This window comes from Bradyrhizobium sp. USDA 3240, assembly GCF_054063295.1.
The window spans coordinates 4,119,473-4,139,091 of sequence record NZ_JBSSGD010000002.1 but is presented as its reverse complement, the minus strand read 5'-3'; the positions used below and the strand labels follow the sequence as shown (position 1 = coordinate 4,139,091).

General features: G+C 57.9%; 14 protein-coding genes. 8 read left to right on the top strand and 6 right to left on the bottom strand.

All coding sequences use genetic code 11. The features are described from left to right. The first annotated feature begins 214 nt into the window (after positions 1–214). Positions 215–1,027 carry a pentapeptide repeat-containing protein gene (locus tag ACVIGA_RS20220; RefSeq protein ID WP_456667714.1) on the top strand — a complete coding sequence of 271 codons (813 nt, stop codon included), beginning with the start codon at positions 215–217 and terminating at the stop codon, positions 1,025–1,027. Between the two features lie 121 nt (positions 1,028–1,148). Further along, the gene (locus tag ACVIGA_RS20215) at positions 1,149–1,568 is read left to right on the top strand and encodes a CBS domain-containing protein (protein WP_456667713.1); all 420 of its coding nucleotides are present in this window, start codon (positions 1,149–1,151) and stop codon (positions 1,566–1,568) included. A 436-nt stretch (positions 1,569–2,004) separates the two neighbouring features. On the opposite strand, the gene ACVIGA_RS20210 is transcribed toward ACVIGA_RS20215, so the two are convergent. The 3 genes from ACVIGA_RS20210 to ACVIGA_RS20200 all read right to left on the bottom strand — a co-directional run bounded on the left by ACVIGA_RS20210 (position 2,005) and on the right by ACVIGA_RS20200 (position 7,693). Continuing rightward, positions 2,005–4,521: an RNA-directed DNA polymerase gene (locus tag ACVIGA_RS20210; RefSeq protein WP_456667712.1), complete on the bottom strand. Its 2,517-nt coding sequence runs from the start codon at positions 4,519–4,521 to the stop codon at positions 2,005–2,007. Positions 4,522–5,315: 794 nt separating this feature from the next. Continuing rightward, the gene (locus ACVIGA_RS20205; protein ID WP_456666119.1) at positions 5,316–6,659 is read right to left on the bottom strand and encodes an IS1380 family transposase; all 1,344 of its coding nucleotides are present in this window, start codon (positions 6,657–6,659) and stop codon (positions 5,316–5,318) included. A 122-nt stretch (positions 6,660–6,781) separates the two neighbouring features. Beyond that, the gene (locus ACVIGA_RS20200) at positions 6,782–7,693 is read right to left on the bottom strand and encodes a 3'-5' exonuclease (RefSeq protein WP_456667711.1); all 912 of its coding nucleotides are present in this window, start codon (positions 7,691–7,693) and stop codon (positions 6,782–6,784) included. Between the two features lie 544 nt (positions 7,694–8,237). On the opposite strand from ACVIGA_RS20200, the gene ACVIGA_RS20195 reads away from it, so the two are divergent. The 5 genes from ACVIGA_RS20195 (at position 8,238) to tnpC (ending at position 11,502) form a co-directional block, all read left to right on the top strand. Then, on the top strand, positions 8,238–8,855 hold the full coding sequence (locus tag ACVIGA_RS20195) for a type IIL restriction-modification enzyme MmeI (protein ID WP_456667710.1): 618 nt from the start codon (positions 8,238–8,240) through the stop codon (positions 8,853–8,855). Between the two features lie 114 nt (positions 8,856–8,969). After that, a complete protein-coding gene (locus ACVIGA_RS20190; RefSeq protein WP_456667709.1) occupies positions 8,970–9,089 on the top strand; it encodes a type IIL restriction-modification enzyme MmeI in 120 nt (39 codons plus the stop codon). Between the two features lie 39 nt (positions 9,090–9,128). Beyond that, entirely contained in the window at positions 9,129–9,566 is a 438-nt protein-coding gene (gene tnpA, locus ACVIGA_RS20185) for an IS66-like element accessory protein TnpA (protein ID WP_224925010.1), read from the top strand. Beyond that, positions 9,563–9,919, top strand: a complete 357-nt coding sequence (tnpB, locus tag ACVIGA_RS20180) for an IS66 family insertion sequence element accessory protein TnpB (RefSeq protein WP_224925012.1) — start codon at positions 9,563–9,565, stop codon at positions 9,917–9,919. Before tnpA ends, tnpB begins: the two co-directional genes overlap by 4 nt. Positions 9,920–10,029: 110 nt before the next feature. Then, on the top strand, positions 10,030–11,502 hold the full coding sequence (gene tnpC / locus ACVIGA_RS20175; protein WP_224925014.1) for an IS66 family transposase: 1,473 nt from the start codon (positions 10,030–10,032) through the stop codon (positions 11,500–11,502). Positions 11,503–12,027: 525 nt separating this feature from the next. On the opposite strand, the gene istB is transcribed toward tnpC, so the two are convergent. Together istB and istA are read right to left on the bottom strand one after the other, a co-directional pair. Then, complete coding sequence (gene istB / locus ACVIGA_RS20170; protein ID WP_166107168.1) at positions 12,028–12,891, bottom strand: IS21-like element helper ATPase IstB; 864 nt, start codon at positions 12,889–12,891, stop codon at positions 12,028–12,030. Continuing rightward, positions 12,891–14,390 (bottom strand): IS21 family transposase, encoded by a 1,500-nt coding sequence (istA, locus tag ACVIGA_RS20165; RefSeq protein ID WP_166309211.1) that lies wholly within the window; start codon positions 14,388–14,390, stop codon positions 12,891–12,893. Before istA ends, istB begins: the two co-directional genes overlap by 1 nt. 273 nt (positions 14,391–14,663) lie before the next feature. On the opposite strand from istA, the gene ACVIGA_RS20160 reads away from it, so the two are divergent. Next, entirely contained in the window at positions 14,664–17,144 is a 2,481-nt protein-coding gene (locus ACVIGA_RS20160; protein WP_456667708.1) for a class I SAM-dependent DNA methyltransferase, read from the top strand. Between the two features lie 518 nt (positions 17,145–17,662). Here the strand turns inward: ACVIGA_RS20160 and ACVIGA_RS20155 are convergent. Further along, entirely contained in the window at positions 17,663–19,552 is a 1,890-nt protein-coding gene (locus tag ACVIGA_RS20155) for a hypothetical protein (protein WP_456667707.1), read from the bottom strand. Positions 19,553–19,619: the final 67 nt, after the last annotated feature.

The window sequence follows — 19,619 nt, the reverse complement described above, 5'->3', positions numbered from 1 at the left end:
AAAGCCGTGGGTTTCGCGGCGGAGCGGACCCCTGACGCAAATCCCCGATGTCGTGAAAGCACGACCTGCTGAGGCTCGTTCCTTCGCACGAAACGGTCACGAGCATTGCCAGGATCGTGATCCGGCTTCATACTCTGAAGCCGGAACTGCATCTCCACGGCGGGGCCGATGCGAAGATGCGAAGCGGCGATACCTCAAAAGCGGAAAGACGGCGATGCGGTTTCGTCTCGCATTTGCCCTTGTATCGATGGCGGCGCTGCTCGTTGATCCGATTGCCGCCATGTCGCAGGACATGTTGCGCGGCGTCGACCTCGAAAGTCCCGAGATGACGACGTCGGAGATGACGCGCGCCGAAGTCGACGCGCTCCTCAAGGTCGCGCCTCAGGGGGACCGACGCGGCGCAGATTTGGAAGGAAAGCGGCTGTCGCACCTCGATCTCGCGGGCCTCGACTTCTCCGGCGGCAACCTTCATCTCGTAAAGCTCAACCGAACCAATTTGAAAGCAGCGCGCTTCGATCGGGCCATACTGAACCAGGCTTGGCTCATCGACGCAGATCTGACGGGGGCGTCCCTCGTCAAGGCGACGCTGCTCGGCACGCAGATGCAGCGCGCCAAGCTTGGCGGCGCCGATTTGAGCGGCGCTCGCATCACCGCCGATCTATCCGGCTCCAGCCTGATCGGGGCCAAGCTCGCGGGCGCGGATTTGAGCGCCGATATGCGCAACCAATCGATGGGCCTGATGCGTGGCGTGCTCAAATCCGCCGATCTCCGGAATGCGGATCTGAGCGGCGCCAATCTCTCGCGCGCCGATCTCGAATTCGCGCAGTTGCAGAATGCCAATTTGGCGAACTGCAACCTCAACAAGGCTGACCTTGCGGGAGCAGATCTATCCGGCGCCAATCTCGCCGGTGCCGATTTCACCGGGACCGACCTTGCGTCGGCCGTCCTGCCGGGCGCGGCCGCCCTGGCAGAGGCCAGCAATCTGGACAAAGCCCGGAACCTAGACCTGGCACGGCGGCCAAATTAGGGATCGAATTGCGGCGCCCTGCTCGCTGCGCCCTGACCAAGGCGCAGCACGCATGCGGTCACGCCCGATCTGTCGTATAGTTGCGAGCGAGGGGGCTGCTGCCTTGCAAGGGAGGTCCTCCATGAAGGTCAAGGATGTGATGCACAAGGGCGTCGATTGGGTCAGCCCCGATACCCCGATCACTGAAATCGCGAAATTGATGCAAGGGCACGACGTCGGCTGCATTCCGGTCGGGCAAAACGATCGTCTGATCGGGATGGTGACGGATCGCGATCTTGTCTGCAAAGGTCTTGCGAGCAAGGACTTCAACTCTACGCGCACCACAGCGCGCGATGTGATGACCGAAGGAATCCACTGCTGCCGCGAAGACGACGATCTTGCGAAAGCGGTGCATCACATGGAGACGCTGAAGATCCGCAGGCTACCTGTCATCAACAAGAGCAAACGGATGGTCGGCATGGTCAGCCTGGGGGAGATAGGCCACTTTGCCGGTGCCGATCTGATGTCCCAATACATGAAGAGCGTGTCGGCTCATCATTGAGGCTAGGCCGGTCTGCTGAAACCCGGCAGATCGGCCGGCACCATGGCCGGACGACAAACCCGACAATGAAGTGGCGCACCCGACACGATTCGAACGTGTGACCTTTGCCTTCGGAGGGCAACTCAGCTCGTCGGGTAGGCTTGGTGTCTCTCTGCGCGCAGTCTCAAAAATCCCCAGAAACACAGGCGATCAGTGCAAACAGCTTAGGGTGATACCCCCCATAGGGTCAAGCCAAGGTAAGAAGAATTGGTGTGACCACTGTGACCGCGTTGTGACTAAGATTCGCCAATACAACCCCTGCACGGGGGAAATCGCTCGCGCCGACCTATGTAATGCCCTCGCGAAAAATTTAGTCGTTATCGGCATCTGAACTTGGTGCCCATGACGCACGGCTCGATCCGCTAGACGCCATCCTTTACCTCCTTTGGCTGGAGGGTCAGCTCGGTATAACGCGTCGGCGCGGGGAGAGGGAAAATCCTTCTGGCACTGGCTTGTAGAGGTCGGCATCGTTAGGCCATCGTTTCGCACGGCTTTGGAATGCCCGCAGTCCATCAATTTCCAACTCGACTACCACAATATGTTCGTTCTTTCCGCCGCGTATTCTGCAGAGGTCGCGATCATGGTGTTTCTTTGCGGGAGAGCGCACGCGACTATCGCCGAACATCCGATTGTTGACTAGCGCGATATGAGCGTGCACGTCTAAACTAGCTGCTTCCACCAAAGCACCAAATGTCTCTAAATCTTGATTCCAAGATAAGACTACCATGCAGTCAACATTGCCCTGGAAATTGGAGCGATATGAAACATTCTGAAGTTCTGAGCACACGAGCACCCCAAAACTAAAGCCTCCGTGAACGTAGACCGGCTTTTCTTTGGGCAGATCGTGGGGCCAGGTTCTGCCAAATAATTTCAACAACTCCTCTTCCTCTTTGGGGGCCGGCAGAACCTTCGGTTGCCGAATTTGAACCGCCGCTGGATAGCCAAGTCTATCGTCCGTGAGAACGAGCACAGCAGCGCTGTGTATCTGGCTAGTGCCGTGAACGTGATAGTCCAAGCCAGCTATGAGGCTGATCCCGGCGTCATGCAGTAAACCCGAAATTGTGTTTATCCATCGCTCGGGTAGCGCGTGTTCGGGCAACAAAAGATGGGTTGGTCGCGGTTTTGCGTTAATCGCTTGGTTCACTAATGTCTTAATGCGCTCGTAACGTTGCGGCGATGTGTCGGGCGAACCGGATGCACCAGCACTCCAACTATCTTGAGTCGTTAGCAAACTACTGATGCCGAGCAAGACAGTCTGCGGATGTCTAGGGCTTCCGAGATACACAACGTCGCGGGACGGTGGTTCGTCGTTTCCATCATTCCGATCGGGTGCTTCATCGTCGGCGAGAGAGCTCCAAACCCAAATGCCTCGGACAGCGCGCGTATAACGCGCCCATTGTTTAGCGGGCCTGCCGTCACTTCCGAAGATGCAGGTCGGCACGTAGAGGGATATCTCTTGAGTCGAGTAGGGCCGAGTTGGAAATAGGAAGGGAAGAAGCGACGAAGTAATGCCTTCCAGCGCTTGGTTCTGACAGCGCGCGTTTACGCGCGCGGCACTCAATTCGGCCGCCTTGTTAGAGAGCTGCAAAAATTGGCGCAGGTCTGCTTCGTGAACGTACAATCCGTACAGGTTCGTCTCGTAGGGTGTCGTTGGTCGCTTTCGATAAGCATCTCTGCGTAGGTGGTCTTTGTATGGTGTTTTGGCTAGGTCGGCTTCCCGAAAATCCAGAGCAATCCCGTGTATCGCGACCTCATCGGAGCCTAGCCCCACCATCTCGCAAAGCTCAACCGCAGTCTCCGTGAGCGGAAACGGCGTCCCATCACTTGAGCGCCATCTAAGAGACCTGACTATGGCTTCTCTAGCAAGTTCGCAAACCACGCTATCAAGGGCGCGCCAGACATCCGGCCTTGCTTCTCCAATTTCGATGCCGTTCAATCGAATTGGTTGCGTCACTGTCCTTGCTTTCAACTTCTGAATAGCGCTTCTTGCGGCATCTACCAGTCGCCTTGCTTCTGTCCAGTCTGTCAACGCAACAGCTAAAGAAAGCAGCCTCGGTAGATAATCTATGTGGTCGAGTATCTTGTCTGGACGGAGAATGTGATTGTGAGCGAACTCGTAAAAGCGAGCTCGTTCCTTCTTCCATTCACGAGCCGGAATATCTCGAGCCAATGTTTCAACAGCTCTCAGTTGAATGGACCATCCGAGCCGTCGTACCGCTAGCCCATCCGCGCGCCGGAGTGTATCAGCCTCCTCCGAGGGACTGCCGGCCGCTGTCAATATCCTGGCCGATGCCATCGACTCTAGATGTTCGGGCGACGGCATGAGCCGGCGCTCGCTGGACACGCTACGAATTTCAGATTCGATGTTATCGAGCAGGTCGAGCCCACTGCGGCCCTGCAGGAAGAACGCTTTTTGCTTTTCCTGCTGAAGCACCAACTTCGTCTGGCCCTGATAACCCCCGTCAAGCGTCAAATAAATTCTGCCGCTACTGTCAGGCGCGGGAGGGAATGATTTGGTCCGAGAAGAAATGTATGAAATTAGTGACGTGGCATTGCCGATGTTCCCGGGATCACGAAGAACAAGAAAAATATCATCAACGTAACGTCCGTAGAAGATTGGCACGAGGCTTTGTTCAATATCTCTATCCAATCCAAACAAAAGAACGTTGGCGATCAAGCGAGCCGCCGAGAGGCTGATTGGTAGGCCGCCGACATAACTATCGTCAGTCAGGCCGCCCAGCGACCGTATTTGCTCTTTGGCCTTTTGACCCCACTGCAGGAGCGAATGAGCAAGCGATTTGGTAAATGCGAGCTCCCACGGACTCAGGTCAACACCGATTTCTTTTAGGAAGCGTGTGTCTGCAATGAAGGCAGGATCAATCTGATGGTAATAGCTAGTCAGATCCATCGACATTGCGACAATCGGTCTATCGGCCTCAAGTTCAGACCGTATCGCTTGCATGCCTCCGCTGCGCCACCTTTTGTAAGGCGTAAAATATGGTTGAAAAGACCCGATTGCTTCTATGTGATATTCACCAACGTTACGCACAGGCATCTGAGCACCTGGACGATAGCGACGTAGACGCGATCCAAAAGCCGATTTGCTTAGCGCTGCATCAAATTTGTGTCCTACTAGGTTGATCCACAGCGCCGAGATCAAGTGCATGTCAACGGGAAAATCGCCAACCAGTCGGAACTCTGGTGAGAGCTGGTGCGAGGCGCACAACCTCTCGAAAGCCCGATCAGGATCAGAGAAAAACTCGTGTCCTTCCTTAGGAGCATTCGAGTTCTTAGCTATGTTGAGCTTCTTTGCGATCAGACGAGGTGTGCCAAGGATTTGAGGCAGTATGGAGTCGATCTGATTGAATTGTAGGGCCTTAAGGAGATTCCCTAAATTGGAATAGATATTGTTTTCATACCCAACGAAGCTAGTTGCGCATCCTATCGAGCGCTCGAAAAAGCAGTCTGCCTTGGCCTTCCGATAAGCGTAGAATAAATGCTTAAACTGGATGTTCTGCCAAGACTCTATGGTCGTTTCTAGCCCGTCCTATTCGTGAGAGTGCGTTTTTTTAGTCCGATTGATGTGGCCGCACATCTGCTCTGACGAGGCGCGCGGGATTGCCTTCGGCTTTTCACCGCCTGACGACCGGTACTTTGCAACGCGCTTGAGGTGTAGGTTGGGCGAACGGGGGGCGGACGCCCCGCCGGTCAAGGACCGAGCGGCAGCAGCGCGCTTGGCAAGCCGCGGATCAGGTCGGCTTCGGGACATGCCGCGGCAAACGCAAGGCGAATGCGGCTCGTGGTCTCGACGACACGGGCAGCGAGTTTCAAGAGACGAAGACGCAGCGTCGCGAACTCGGCTGTGGCCAATTCCCGGGCTTTGGGAATCGCGTCGCGCACGGTCAGCATCAGCCAATAAGCGGCGGTGTGGAGAACGAGGCGGACTTGATTGGCGAGCGCCGAACGGCAGCTGGTGCGATCGGAGGCGAGCTGTGTCTTATGCAGCTTGATCAGATTCTCGGCTTGGCCGCGCGCGCAATACAGGCTGTCGTAGATCCACTCGGCCGAGCCGACATCGAGGCTGGTGACGACGAAGCGGATGTCGAGGCCGAGCATCGTCGCCTCAATACGGGCGACGGTGCGCCGTTCGCGATCCCAGGACTTTGCCTTGTGGCGCGTCTCGGTATAGCCGCGCAGAACAGCTAGGTTCTCGATGGCGCGTCGGGTGCGGATATCGTCGGCGACCTCGTCGACTTTTCTGGCGAGCGGCCTGGTACCGGACAGACCGAAGATGTAGTCGATGCCGTTGTTCTCGCACCACGTCATCGCCTCCGGCCGAGCATAGTGCCCGTCGCCACGGAACGTAATTCGCGTCTTGTGCCATCGCGTGCGGATGTGCCGCACCAGGCGGCGCAGATGGGCACGCACCTCGACGCCGCCCGGCGTCTTGCCGGGCCGCAGCACGACCGCCACGGGCCGGCTCTTCTCCGTGTCGTAGACGTGGATCGGCAGGAAGCAGCGTTCGTCATAATGAGCGTTGAACAGCGAGAGCTGCTGATGGCCGTGGACGACATCGCAGGTATCATCGATGTCGAGCGTGACGGATGCAGGCTCGCGCGGGTAGCTATCCATCCATGCGTCGACCAAAGTGTAGGTCAGTCGGATCACGTCGCGCAGGCGGGGAGCATTCTCCAGCCGCGACAGCGTCGGTTGGGAACACAGATCGCGACCGCTGTCTGGTAGCCGTCCACAGGCCAGCTTGAATGCGGGATCGGACCGCAGATGATCGAGGTCATCGGCGTCCTCGTAGCCGCAGCAGATCGCGAACATGCGAGCGCGAAACATATCGACAAGGCTGTGCACGACCCGCGTCGGATCGCGCCGATCCGGGAACACCCGGGCCAAATTGTTGGCCAAACCGAGACGTCGCTCGGCCATCGCAAGAAGCATCACGCCCCCGTTCGAGGTCAGCCGACCGCCATCGAAGGCAGCTGTGACTTTCTTGGCGTGAACGGCTGGAAACGAGAAGGGTAGACTCGTATCATCGGTCATGGCGGGCGTGGCGTTCGCGGTGGAAGGTGATGGGGTTGGCTTCGCAACCGAATCCTACGCTTCATCAGCGCTTTACACCACGCTCGCCAGCCTCTCAGGCGCCCTCTGACGAATAAGACGGGCTAGCACTGTTCCCCCGGAATGTTGTTCGATGACGCCCTGTTCGAGTGGCGGTCAAAGGCGGTTAAGGTGCGCTTTTCGATACTGTTCTCGCCTTTGTAGATTGTTGTTTTCAAGAACTCTAGTTCGGCCGCTACCTCAGTTTCGGGTATGTCAATCCACCAACATCGACGATTGTCGTTGGTGCCGTCTGACCATCTGTAGCCCTTCGCTTTCAATAGGTTTCGACTATCGTAGGGAGCCGACTCTGCCCAAATGCGGACCGTTGGACGGCGAGCCTCGTTGAGCAAAACGTCAAGAGCAAGCTGCCGGCTCTTGGGGAGAGGCTTCGCGAGCACTTCAAGGAGCGCTAAGCAGTCCTCGATCGCTCGGTGACCTTCGTGAAATAGTCCATAGTGGAGCAATATCGAGCTCAAGCGCGCATTCTCAAAACCCTCTTCCGTCCAATTGATTTCGCTCATGGAGCATGCCCAGGGTTTGAAGATGAAGGCTTCTGAAAGGCGTTCGCAGAACGGGCGATCAAAGCTGGCATTGTGTGCGATAATAATTGCCGCATCGGAGACAAAGCCCTGAAGTGAATCCATGTCGAAACGTTTGCCGGCTACGTCGTCGGCCGTAATTCCAGTGAGTTGGCTTATCTTGGGAGGAATTGGGATCGACGGCTGTCTGAGACCCGAGAATTTATCGACGACGTCAAAAACTCTACCGTCTACAGAATAGTGAAACTTCACCATTCCGATTTCAATTATTTCATCGCTGGACGGGTCCAGGCCGGTCGTTTCTAGGTCCAGTATAACGGCCGCCTTGACTGGCGTGCCGTCAGGAAGCTGAAAGCGCGCCCTTGGTAGAACGCGACGGAGTACTCGGAAATTGCCCGTGGCCTCTAGCCTTGCAATGTCTTCCTCGTAATTCATGGTCCGCCCACTTGTTCATTGACCTTCGCTTCCGATTTGGCGTCGGATATTGAATTGAAGGATAGACTGCAACCTGCATGGATTGAGCGCGCTAAATTCGCGGTTAGCGGCAGATCGCCGCCGCCGATCCTTGTCGATTATAGCGCACGGGATAGCCAACTATTGCTCATTCCTTAGGATACATAAGAAGTCGAGATATAAGGATCGCTTGGAGGCCCGTTTTCCTTTGATTGCTATTGTGGTGAACATGACAATGGTAGTTGTTAGACCTTAGTATTGCAACCCGGACGCCCACCTTCGGCTCGCCTGTGTTATCGGTGGACAGATTGAACGTGTGAAGGCCGAGCGTCGTACTTAACGGGATCGAGGCGTCCTGCTTTGGTCGCCTCGACCTCCATTCGCTTTGCCGGACGTCGCGGGGCTAACAAACGGGGTGAACGGCTGAACTGTTTGTCCGCTCCTGCGCCGAACGCGTTACGGTGATAGTGCGGGAGAGTATAATGCTATTGCCACCGTGGGTTCACGCCGGATATTTTGGACGTGCATGAAAGATCAGCGTACAGACAACGATAGGCTTGAAGCTCTGATCGCCGAAGCGAAAGCCTCGGGCGGGTCAGAGCTGGCCAACTACCAACTTTTCATTGAGCGGTTATGTATTGCTCTCGCGTTACCTCGCCCTGCCATGGCGCAAGAGCAAAATAGCCTCAATGACTACGTTTTCGAGCGGCGGGTGGAGTTTAAACACCCGGACGGCTCACGTACCGCGGGACGGATCGACTGCTACAGGCGGGGATGTTTCATTCTCGAAGCCAAACAGTCTGGCAAGCGGCAGGCCACCAAACTCAGTTCAGATCAACTTCTACTGATTCCGGAAGACGCAACGCAACGTAAGTCCGGCCAAGCCAAGCGCGGCACGCGCGGCTGGGATCAGGTTATGCTTGCTGCTCGTAGGCAGGCGGAGGACTACGCACGCGCACTGCCCGTTGAGCACGGCTATCCACCGTTCTTGCTCGTGGTCGATGTCGGAAATGTCATCGAGGTCTATGCTGACTTCTCCGGTCAGGGCAAGAATTACGCTCATTTTCCCGATCGTCAGTCCTATCGCATCGTCATGGACGATCTTCGCGATGCGAAAGTTCAGGATTGGCTGCGCGCGATCTGAACTGACCCGCATTCTCTTGACCCGACCCGCATATCTGCGGAAGTCACCCGCGATATTGCCGAGCGGCTCGCGAAGATCGCGAGGCGGCTAGAGCGCAAGCATGACGCAACGGACGTGGCCGAGTTTTTGATGCGGTGCTTGTTCACGATGTTCGCTGAGGACGTGAAGCTCATCCCGGAAAAGGGCTTTCACAGTAAGCGCTGTTCAGGGGCCACCTACCAGATGAGGGGGTGATCTGCGAGTCTGCGGTCGGTTTGGACCGTTAGGCTTAGAATGGACACAGTGCATAATGCTATCACCGAGCCGGCGCGGCGGCTGGAGGTCTTCACCGGAGCCGGTCGTCGGCGGAAGTGGAGCGACGAGGACAAGGCACGGATTGTTGCAGAGATCGTGACGAGTGGCGACTCGGTCTGCTCGGTAGCGCGACGGCATGGATTGTCGCCGCAGCAATTGTTTGGCTGGCGACGCCAGTTGAGAGAAGCCGTGGGCGGTCAATCCGGGACAGAAGAAGTACAGTTTGTGCCGGCGGTGGTGGATGCCGTGGTGCCGACACCTGACTTTAGCCGAGAGCGCAAGGTGGTGCGCTGTAAGCCCAAGGCGGATTCCGGGATCATCGAGATCGAAGTTGACGGCATAACGATCCGAGCCGGTCGTGGCGCGGACGCGACTATGATTGCGTCGATCGTGCAGTCGCTGAAGGCAAACCGGTGATCGGCCCATCGGGTGCTGTCCGGGTGATGGTGGCGACCAAACCGGTAGACTTCCGCAAGGGGATGGAAGGGCTTGCGACCCTGGTGCGTGAGAGCATGCGGGCTGACCCCTTCTCGGGTGCGGTCTATGTGTTCCGGGCCAAGCGAGCGGATCGCATCAAGCTGGTGTTCTGGGACGGAACGGGTCTGTGTCTGTTCGCTAAGAGGCTCGAGGAAGGGATCTTCCGCTGGCCGAAGATCGAGGACGGCGTGATGCGTCTGTCGGCGGCGCAGTTGTCGGCGCTGCTGGAAGGGCTCGACTGGCGGCTTGTGCATGAGGCACGGGAGACGTCGGCGCCAACGCAAGCGGGATAGTTGTTGGCAGCGCTGCGGCGAAGTGAATCAGGAGCGTCGGACGCGTCGCCAGATGGCGATGAATATGCTCTGAATTGGGTGTGAGCGACGCCCTGCCTGACGATCCCGAGATGCTGAAAGCGATGCTGCTTGCCGAGCGGTGCGAGAGCGAACGGCTGCGCCAGATCATCAAGGAATTGCAGCGGCATCGGTTTGGCCCGCGAGCCGAGACGCTGCCTGAAGATCAGATGCTGCTGGGCCTGGAAGACGTCGAGCAGGTGGCCGCGTACGGCAAGACGGCGCAGGACGTCAGCGCACCTGAAGGCCGTGAGGTGCGGGTTCGTAAGCGCCGCGGCAACCGTGGTGCCTTGCCGGCGCACCTGCCCCGGATTGAGGTCGTCGTCGACATCGAGGATAGGACCTGTCCCTGCTGCCAGGGTGAGTTACATCGGATCGGCGAAGATAGAACTGAGCGGCTGGACCTGGTCCCGGCGCAGTTCCGGATCCTTGTAACCCGGCGACCCAAATACGCCTGCCGGACTTGCGAGGACGGCATCATGCAGGCGCCGGCCCCAGCGCGGCTGATCGAGAGCGGATTGCCGACCGAGGCCACCGTCGCCCAGGTGCTGGTGTCCAAATATGCCGATCACCTGCCGCTCTATCGGCAGGCACAGATTTACGCCCGCCAAGGCATTGAGCTCGACCGTTCGACGCTGGCGGACTGGGTCGGGCAGGCAGCCTTCCATTTGCGTCCGTTGCATGAGCGCCTCCTTGGCAAACTTAAGCAACGGGCAAAGCTGTTCGCTGACGAGACGACGATGCCGGTGCTCGATCCCGGCCGGGGGCGCACCAAGACCGGTCAGCTCTGGGCCTATGCGGCGGACGACCGGCCATGGGGCGGTGCCGATCCGCCGGGCGTCGCCTATGTCTATGCCCCCGACCGCAAGGCCGACCGACCGATCGCCCATCTGGCAGGCTTCAGTGGGATCCTGCAGGTCGATGGCTATGCCGGCTATGGCAAGCTGGCCGAACGTGGCGACGTTCAGCTTGCATTCTGCTGGTCGCATATGCGGCGTAACTTCTACGAACTTGCCGCTCCTGGCCCCGCGCCCATTGCGAGCGAGGCGCTTCAGCATATCGCCGAGTTTTATGCCATCGAGAAGGACATCCGTGGCCGCAGCGCCGAGGAACGCTGTCTCGTTCGGCGGCAGAAAGGCCGCCCGCTGGCGGAATCCTTCGAGCGGTGGCTCCGCGCAAAGCTCGCGTTGATCAGCCAAAAGGGCAAGTTGGCCGACGCCATCCGCTATGCGCTCTCACGCTGGGAGGGCCTGACGCGCTTCATCAATGATGGCCGTATCGAGCTCGACAACAACATCGTCGAGCGCTCGATCCGCCCGATCACGCTGAACCGGAAAAATGCGCTGTTCGCAGGCTCCGACGGCGGTGCTCAGCACTGGGCCGTCATCGCCTCGTTGATCGAAACCTGTAAGCTGAATCGCATTGACCCGCTGACCTATATCACCGATGTCCTCACCAGAATCGTCAATGGTCACCCGAACCGCCAGCTCGACAGTTTGTTGCCATGGAACTACGGAAGCGGCTAGAATCCGGCCTAAGCGAAGAAAATCGACGAACCAACATTCTTGAGGCGCGCCGGTGAGCGACAAGAACATCTTGTGGCAACAGGACGGGGTCGATCCCGGTTGGTTTACAGCCGATCATATCGGGTCGATTAGGAACAGCACGAGTTACCGCCCGGGTGGTTGGTGGTTCTTGCCTGCTTGGCTACCCGACACGCAAGAACACGACGTTGGTCCATTTAAAACCAAGGCAGCAGCACTAGCTGAGGCGGAACGGCTGGCAGCCCTCCACAAACGAAAAACGTAGAGATCAGCTAACGTCTCGAAGCTGTGTGTTCGGAACAGCGCTTACCTTTCACAGGCTGCTCGGGCAGATGAAGGACACGCCCGGGCATTTCGTGGCGGCGCTTGAAAGTTTGTGGACAGTCATGGATGGCGGCGGATATGCACCGCACCTCAACGCCACCTTGAAGAAGTTTAACGGCTCCCTGTTCAAGAAGCGAGCCGCGCTCCCGCTCGACAAGGATGACATCAACGAACTCTGGATTGTCAATCGGCGTTCGACTGGGACCCCCTATCGGCATCCAAAAGGGACCCCTTTGATCGGCGTGCTCTGCTGGTAGCGCTCGGGTCGTCGGAGCTGGTCGGGGTTGCGGAGACGGCGCGAGCGCGGGTTGTTTGAACATCGTCGCGGCTTTTGAATCGCCAGCTGTCGTTGCCGGTCTCGACGATGTCGCAGTGATGGGTCAATCGGTCGAGTAGCGCGGTGGTCATTTTGGCATCACCGAACACACTGGGCCATTCGCCGAACGCAAGATTGGTGGTGACAATGATGGAGGTGCGCTCGTAGAGCCGGCTGATGAGATGGAACAGGAGCTGACCGCCGGATTGCGCGAACGGCAGATAGCCCAGCTCGTCGAGAACGATGAAGTCCATGCGGGTCAGATGCTCGGCGAGCCGTCCCTGCCGACCGTTGCGGGTCTCGGTCTCGAGCCGGTTGACGAGGTCGACGACGTTGTAGAAGCGTCCTCTGGCGCCATCGCGGATGCAACTTCTGGCGATGGCAATCGCCAGGTGGGTTTTGCCTGTACCGGTGCCGCCAACCAGCACGACGTTGCGTTGTTGGGCGATGAAGCCGCCGCCAGCGAGATCATTGACGAGAGTCTGATTGATCGGCGTGCCGTCGAACTGGAAGTCGGCGATGTCCTTGGCGAGCGGCAGCTTTGCAATGGTGAGCTGGTATTTGATCGACCTGGCTTGCTTCTCGTTGATCTCGGCGTTGAGCAGGTCGCCGACAATGCGTTGAGGCTCGTGCTGGCGCTTGACGGCAGTTGCCATGATCTCGTCGAAGGCAGCCTTCATGCCGTAGAGCTTAAGTTCGCCCATGAGGTCGAAGATTTGGGTTCGTTCCATCAGATGGTCCTCCGGAGGTTGTCGTAGCGGGCACAATCGGCGATCGGTGCATGACGGAGCGTCAGTGCGGCCGGCGTCATGATGTTGGCCGGTGGGGCGGGTTCACGTTGACGGGCCAGGATATTGAGAACGACATCGGCGGAATGGACGCTGTGACTGAGCGCTTCGGCACAAGCCGCTTCCACCGCGGACAGACCGTCAGTCAGCACCGCGGTGAGGATGTCGACCATCTGCCGATTGCCATCGTCGGTGCTGGCCAGCTTGCGCCGGATCCGCTCGATCGCGGCCGGCAGCACCCAGTCTTTGAAGGGAGCACCGTTGCGCAAGGCGCCGGGTTTGCGGGCGAGCACCGGCACATAATGCCAGGGGTCGTAGACGGTATCGCCGCGGCCAAAGGATCGCGGGTGCTCGGCAACGATACGTCCATCCTGACGGATCACGATGCGATCGGCATAGGCTTGAACCTCGACCGGTCGTCCGACTGCACTGGCTGCGACCGAGTACTTGTTGTTGTCGAAGCGCACCAGGCAGGTCTTCGAGACCGATGCTGTCACCGCATGGAAGCCGTCGAAGCGGCCGGCATAGGGAACGAGTTTGGGGCGTTCGGCTTCGAACACGTCCCAGATCGTCTGATCGACCAGCTCCGGATGGCGATGAGCCTTGGCGTAGGCGATGCACTTGTCGAGCAGCCAGGCGTTTAACTCGTCGAGGTTTTTGAACCGCAGCCGCGGCGTGAAGAAGCGCTCCCGGACCAGCCCGACCTGGTTCTCGACCTGCCCCTTCTCCCAGCCCGACGCTGGCGTACAGGCGACCGGATCGACCAGATAGTGGCTGCACATCTGCAGGAAGCGGCGATTGTAGAGACGGCCTTTACCGACAAAGATCGTCTCCACCGCGGTCTTCATGTTGTCGTAGATGCCGCGGGTGCAGGTGCCTTTGAACAGGGCGAATGCCCGGTCGTGGGCGTCGAACACCATCTCCTGCGTCTCCCGCGGATAGGCCCGCACGAACAGCATGCGACTGTGACAGAGCCGAACATGAGCAGCCTTCACCATCACCGTGGTGCCGCTCAGCAGGACCACCTCGTGGCTCCAGTCGAACTGGTAGGCTTCGCCTGGTGCAAAGCTCAGCGGCACATAAGCCGACGCTGTCGAGGTGCCGCGTTCCTTGGTCCACCGTCGGGCGTATCGACGAACCGCATCATAGCCGCCGGCATAACCCAGGCCGCGGAGTTCCTCGAATAGCCGGATCAGCGTCAGCCGTTCCCGCGCCGCCTTGCTCTCATTCCCTGCCAGCAACCGATCAAGCTCGGCACTCCAGGCACCCATCTTCGGGAGCGGCTGCGTCTCGCGCTCGTACCGGAACTCCGTCGCTTGAGAACGAATGACCTTGCGAACCACCTTCCGCGATACGCCAAGTTCTCGGCAGATCGCCTTGATCGGACGACCATCAACAAAGTAGGCGCGACGGATCTTACCAATCGTCTCCACCACCAGCATCCCAACCTCGGCTTCCATGACTCGATGGAAGCCACTGTGGACCCTTATCCCGGGGTCCCGATTGGATGCCGATCACCCCGAAACGGGGTCCTTATTCCATGCCGAAACACACTCTGGATCGCAGCGGGCAAGAATTGGTCCGATGTAGAGCCTGCCATCTTTGGCACGCTGCTCGAACGAGCACTCGATCCGCGTGAACGGTCCAAGTTAGGTGCACATTATACGCCGCGCGCCTATGTAGAGCGTCTCGTTGTCCCTACGATCATCGAACCATTGCGCACCGATTGGGAATTGGTTCAAGTGCAGGTAAAGGAATTGCGCGACAAGGGCGGCCATGTTGGGGCGCTGGCAGCCGTGAAGGCGTATCATCACAAGCTCTGCACGACCCGCGTACTGGACCCTGCCTGCGGCACTGGCAATTTTCTTTATGTAAGTCTTGAGTTGATGAAGCGGCTGGAAGGCGAGGTGCTAGAGGCACTCGATGATCTGGGAGAAAATCAGGCCCGCTTTGCAATGGAAGGCGAAACGGTCAGTCCTCGCCAATTCTATGGACTGGAGTTAAATCCCCGTGCTGTGCCGATCGCCGATCTTGTACTGTGGATTGGATACCTGAAGTGGCAGCTCAAGACAGCCGGGCTCGCATCTATCACTGAGCCGATCCTGAACGCATACGGCACGGTCAAACAGCAGGATGCGGTCATCGCCTATGATAGGCAGGAGCTGTTGCGTGACGCCAACGGGCGACCCTTGTCGCGGTGGGATGGCCTAACCAAGAAACTCCACCCGATCACAGGCGAGGAAATCCCTGATCCTGACGCGCAAGTGCCACTTTACAACTATGTAAACCCAAAGCGCGCGCCTTGGCCAGAGGTCGAGTTCATTGTCGGTAACCCGCCCTTCATCGGCGGGAAAGACATGCGGGCCGAGCTTGGCGACGGCTATGCCGAAGCGTGTTGGGCGGCGCGAACACACTTGCCCGGTGGCGCTGATTTCGTCATGCACTTCTGGGACGAGGCGGCGGCACGCTTGTTGCGCAAGCCACTGAAGGGCCAGACAAACCCGTTGCGGCGTTTTGGCTTCATCACCACCAATTCGATCACCCAGGCATTCTCTCGCCGCGTCATTGAGCATTATATGGCGGCAAAGGCACCGCTATCGCTGGTCTTCGCGGTCCCTAACCATCCGTGGCTCAAGGCATCTGATAGGGCCGCTGTTCGCATCGCCATGACTGTTGCAGAGAAGGGGGAACTAGACGGAGTACAGGCGGAAGTCGTGTCCGAAGCCGAATTGAATACCGACACACCGCAGGTTTTGCTGGAAGCTCGGGCCGGGAGGATTCGCGCCAATCTCACCATTGGAGCCGACCTTGCGTCTGCGAAGGCTTTGATCGCCAACGACCTATTGTCCAGCCCGGGTGTGAAGCTCCATGGCGCGGGCTTTATCGTAACACCCACACAGGCAAAGGGGCTAGGTCTTGGGACGGTTGACGGCTTGGAAACTCACATCCTCAACTATCGCAATGGGCGGGACATAGCGCAACGTCCGCGCGGCGTAATGGTGATCGATTTATTCCCGCTAGAGGTCGAGGATGTTCTTTCACGCTTCCCGGCTGTGTATCAACACATACTGGACAACGTGAAACCAGAGCGGGATCACAACAACCGGGCTAGTTACCGCGATCTATGGTGGATTTTTGGCGAACCGCGACGAGATTTGCGTCCAGCGCTGAAAGGACTGCCGCGATACATCGTGACCGTCGAAACTACGCGGCACCGGACGTTTCAGTTTCTCGACGCCAGCATCAGACCGGACAACATGTTGGTTTGCGTCGGTCTCGACACGGCAGAGCACTTGGCTGTTCTGTCGTCACGGTTGAGTGTGGCATGGGCCATTGCGACGGGCGGCTGGCTTGGAGTGGGTAACGATCCTCGATACTCGAAGTCGCGGACCTTTGATCCGTTCCCGTTCCCGCTTGCGGTTGATCCGGCACTCTCGCCGGTTGATCCACTGTTTGCGCAGCAGGAACGGCTAAGGGACCTTGGCGAGCGTCTAGACAGTTTCCGTAAGCAGCGATTGGCCGAGCATTCTTTCCTCACTATGACCGGTCTGTACAATGCACTAGAGCGGTTGCGTGATCTGGAGAACGGCTGCGACGTGCCGCCGCTGACCGATGCCGAGCGTGATATGCATCATGCTGGCCTAATCTCAGTGTTGAAAGAAATCCACGATGACATAGATCGCGCCGCCCTAGCGGCCTACGGCTGGGATGACCTGATACCGGCGCTCGTAGGCAAGCCCGGTGCGACATTACCATCGCCTCAGAGAACTGAGACCCAGGAACGGGCGGAAGAAGAGCTTCTTGCCCGACTTGTTGCGCTAAATCTCGAACGGGCGGCAGAAGAAAAACGCGGCACTGTCCACTGGCTGAGGCCAGACTATCAAATACCACGCCTTGCGGAGAAAACGCCAAAGCCTGCGGACGAACACGTCGGCACCTTCGATATCGAATTGCCCGACGTTGCCGAGCGTCCGAAGTGGCCGACAGACGGTCTGGAGCAAATCAGGCTGGTGCGTGATCTCCTCGCCAAGGCACCTTCCCCGACGCCGCCCGATGCTATCTCCAGTGTGTTGGACGGAAGGAATACGGCCAAGCGCCGAGAGCGCGTTTCCGAAGTTTTGGAGACGCTGGTTGCTACCGGCCTCGCACGGAAGCGCGAGCACGATGGGCAGCGAAGATATTTCCTGCCACGATAGACGCAAAAAACAGATACGCGGGAGAGAGCGGGGCGCTAGGCCCCGCCCTTCCGTAGATTCTCGCTCCGCCATAGGGGCTGAAGGTTGCTGAAGTGACATAGCGCGATCAGTTCGCTCAGCGTTCGCGCTGACGATAGTGGCCTGACATGATCGACCTCCCATTGACGATACTTCTCCCAGCTCATCCCGGTGCGGAATTGACCGGCGATATGATCGCGCAATTCCGGGTGGTCGCAGCCGACCGCACTAGTTGGACTGGCGCGGCCGCTGAGAGCCATGCCAGTGCGTCTCAGCGTATTGCGGTACATTCTGAACGAGGGGTCTTTGATGCCTCTCAGGGCCTCTCGTTGTCGCGCCTTAATGGCATTGCAGGAGACGCATTGCCGGTTGCTTACGAACCGGTCGGAAAAATGTCCAGCCTTGCACGGCTGCCCCCGTATAGAAACGAGAAAGGCCGCTCGCGGCGGCCTCCGTTTTCGTGATTGCTTGTTGGTGATGGGCAAAGCGATGTAGCGAGACTACGCTTTCATAAAGAATGATTCAGCTCCTCTGCCTCGTCTTGCATGATATGTAGTGCCAAACGCACAAAGCTGCGTACGCTCGTTTGATGAGGGGTCGTTGAATTGTCGGATGGCGCGATCTAGTGATGCCGCCCCAATCTGCGTCTTTGCGCGTATCTGCGCTTTCGTGTGGATGCCTCTGGGCGCACAGGCAAAGAAATCTAGTAGCTTCTTAACGCCTCGATCGTCCCTAGCTTTCTTTCTACTTGCATCCAAGGACCACGCCTTGATCCGTATCCCTGGCATGTAGTGAAGAACTGCGTCGTAAACCGCGTGACCATCTGCATCCGCAGGAAGCGCCAAGAACGCAGTTGTTGGCTTGCATAGCCCTTCTTCGTTAATCATTCTCCGACACCGTACTCGGGTAATAGTCTGAATGACTGTTGACGCTAAGTGCGCTCGCTGCATGTCGATGACCACGTCGTAGTTTGCTTCGGCTGTACGAAACTGCGAGCTTTGCAACCAATCGTCAGTCTGAGGTCCAAGCAAGGCTTGCGCAGCGTTGATATGTGCGGCGACAGGAAGATAAAATAAGCCGATCACTGCGACGGCCTCGTAATCATTCCAATCGTTCCTGCCGTCTATGCTTCCGTAGTGAGCGAATGTCATTCGAGCGGGATTAGTAGGATCGACGCAAACCTTTTGCTCAAACTCCTCGTGGCTGCATACTAAGATACGGTCGTCGGCCGGTAGAATGCTCTGTATCGCCGCTTTGTATTTAGGCCAAAGATGGTCAGCAGCCTTCACTAGGTGTTCCTTTCCGGCAACGTGGCCCCAAGCTAGATACAAAGTGACATCGTCGTAGCGTCGAGTGTTTTTTGCGGCGGTGATGATTTTCGCAGGAGGGCTGAGCAGACAGTAGCCCGGATAGAGGCCCGCAGTGGCGTCGAGTATCACGCCTGAGCCGGAACGCAGGGAAGGATGGAGTGCCGCAGAGTGTAGTTGTGCAGTCCGTCCCTTATGGCTGATCCAGCCCCAACCGTTCCTTTGCAGGGTGTCGATTGCCTTGACGGTGTCTGTGCATACCTTCCGTAGCGAGGTTCTTCCGTTGCTCTGAGTTAGGGTGATAGCTTCGTCATCAACGGACTTCAGGTGCTCCAGTATCAGGGCGGTGTCGATCGATAGAATGTGCTCGAACTCAGTATTGGTAATGCGCCGATTTCCGCTCCCAAGTGCTGGATTTGTGCTCGCGGACAAAATCCGCTCCATGTTTACATAGAGGTCTTTGTTCGCGTCGCGTAGCCAAGCTAGTGCTCCTAACGTCTGAGCTAGTTCCTTGGTGTCAATTCGTACGGATGATACGAAGTTCGGTGTCTCATCGACGATGATCTTGCCTCTGCTTTCAAGCTGCCACGTTGTAAGCCGCTCCCAAACGTTGCCGGCGACGCTATCCGTCATACCGCGTGACTGATGACGCTCGCAGGCGGCGTGTGTGATGGCCAGGATGGGGAAGCTCGTCGTGTCGGCTAGCGTTGTGTCTGAGCCACTGTAGTATGCTGCGGCGATCGTGCGGCCCGCCAGCTTGTTGACTTGGTCGGCGAACTTCTCTGTCTCTGAGACCAATCGTGTAACGAAAAGCACACCAGGATGCAGATTTTTGGATCGGATATTGTGCAGGCTGAGTGAGGGAACTTCCAGCAGAGCGCAATACAGTGCAGTGAATTGCGTTTTCCCGATGCCCGTTGGCATTGCTAGTGTGGTCCAGCCTACGGAGCTACTACTTGCTTCATTAAGTGCATTGCACATGCGCCGCCATGTATTCTGAAGTTGGCCGCTAGCTTCTAGACCGAAGCTGCGCCATAGCTTTGTCATCTCTTTGACTGCGATGTCGGCATCGACATGCGTCATTCATACTCCCCGAAAGAAAAGGACCTGCCGAAACTCGTCGGCAGGCCCATTGCGGTTAATTCGTCAC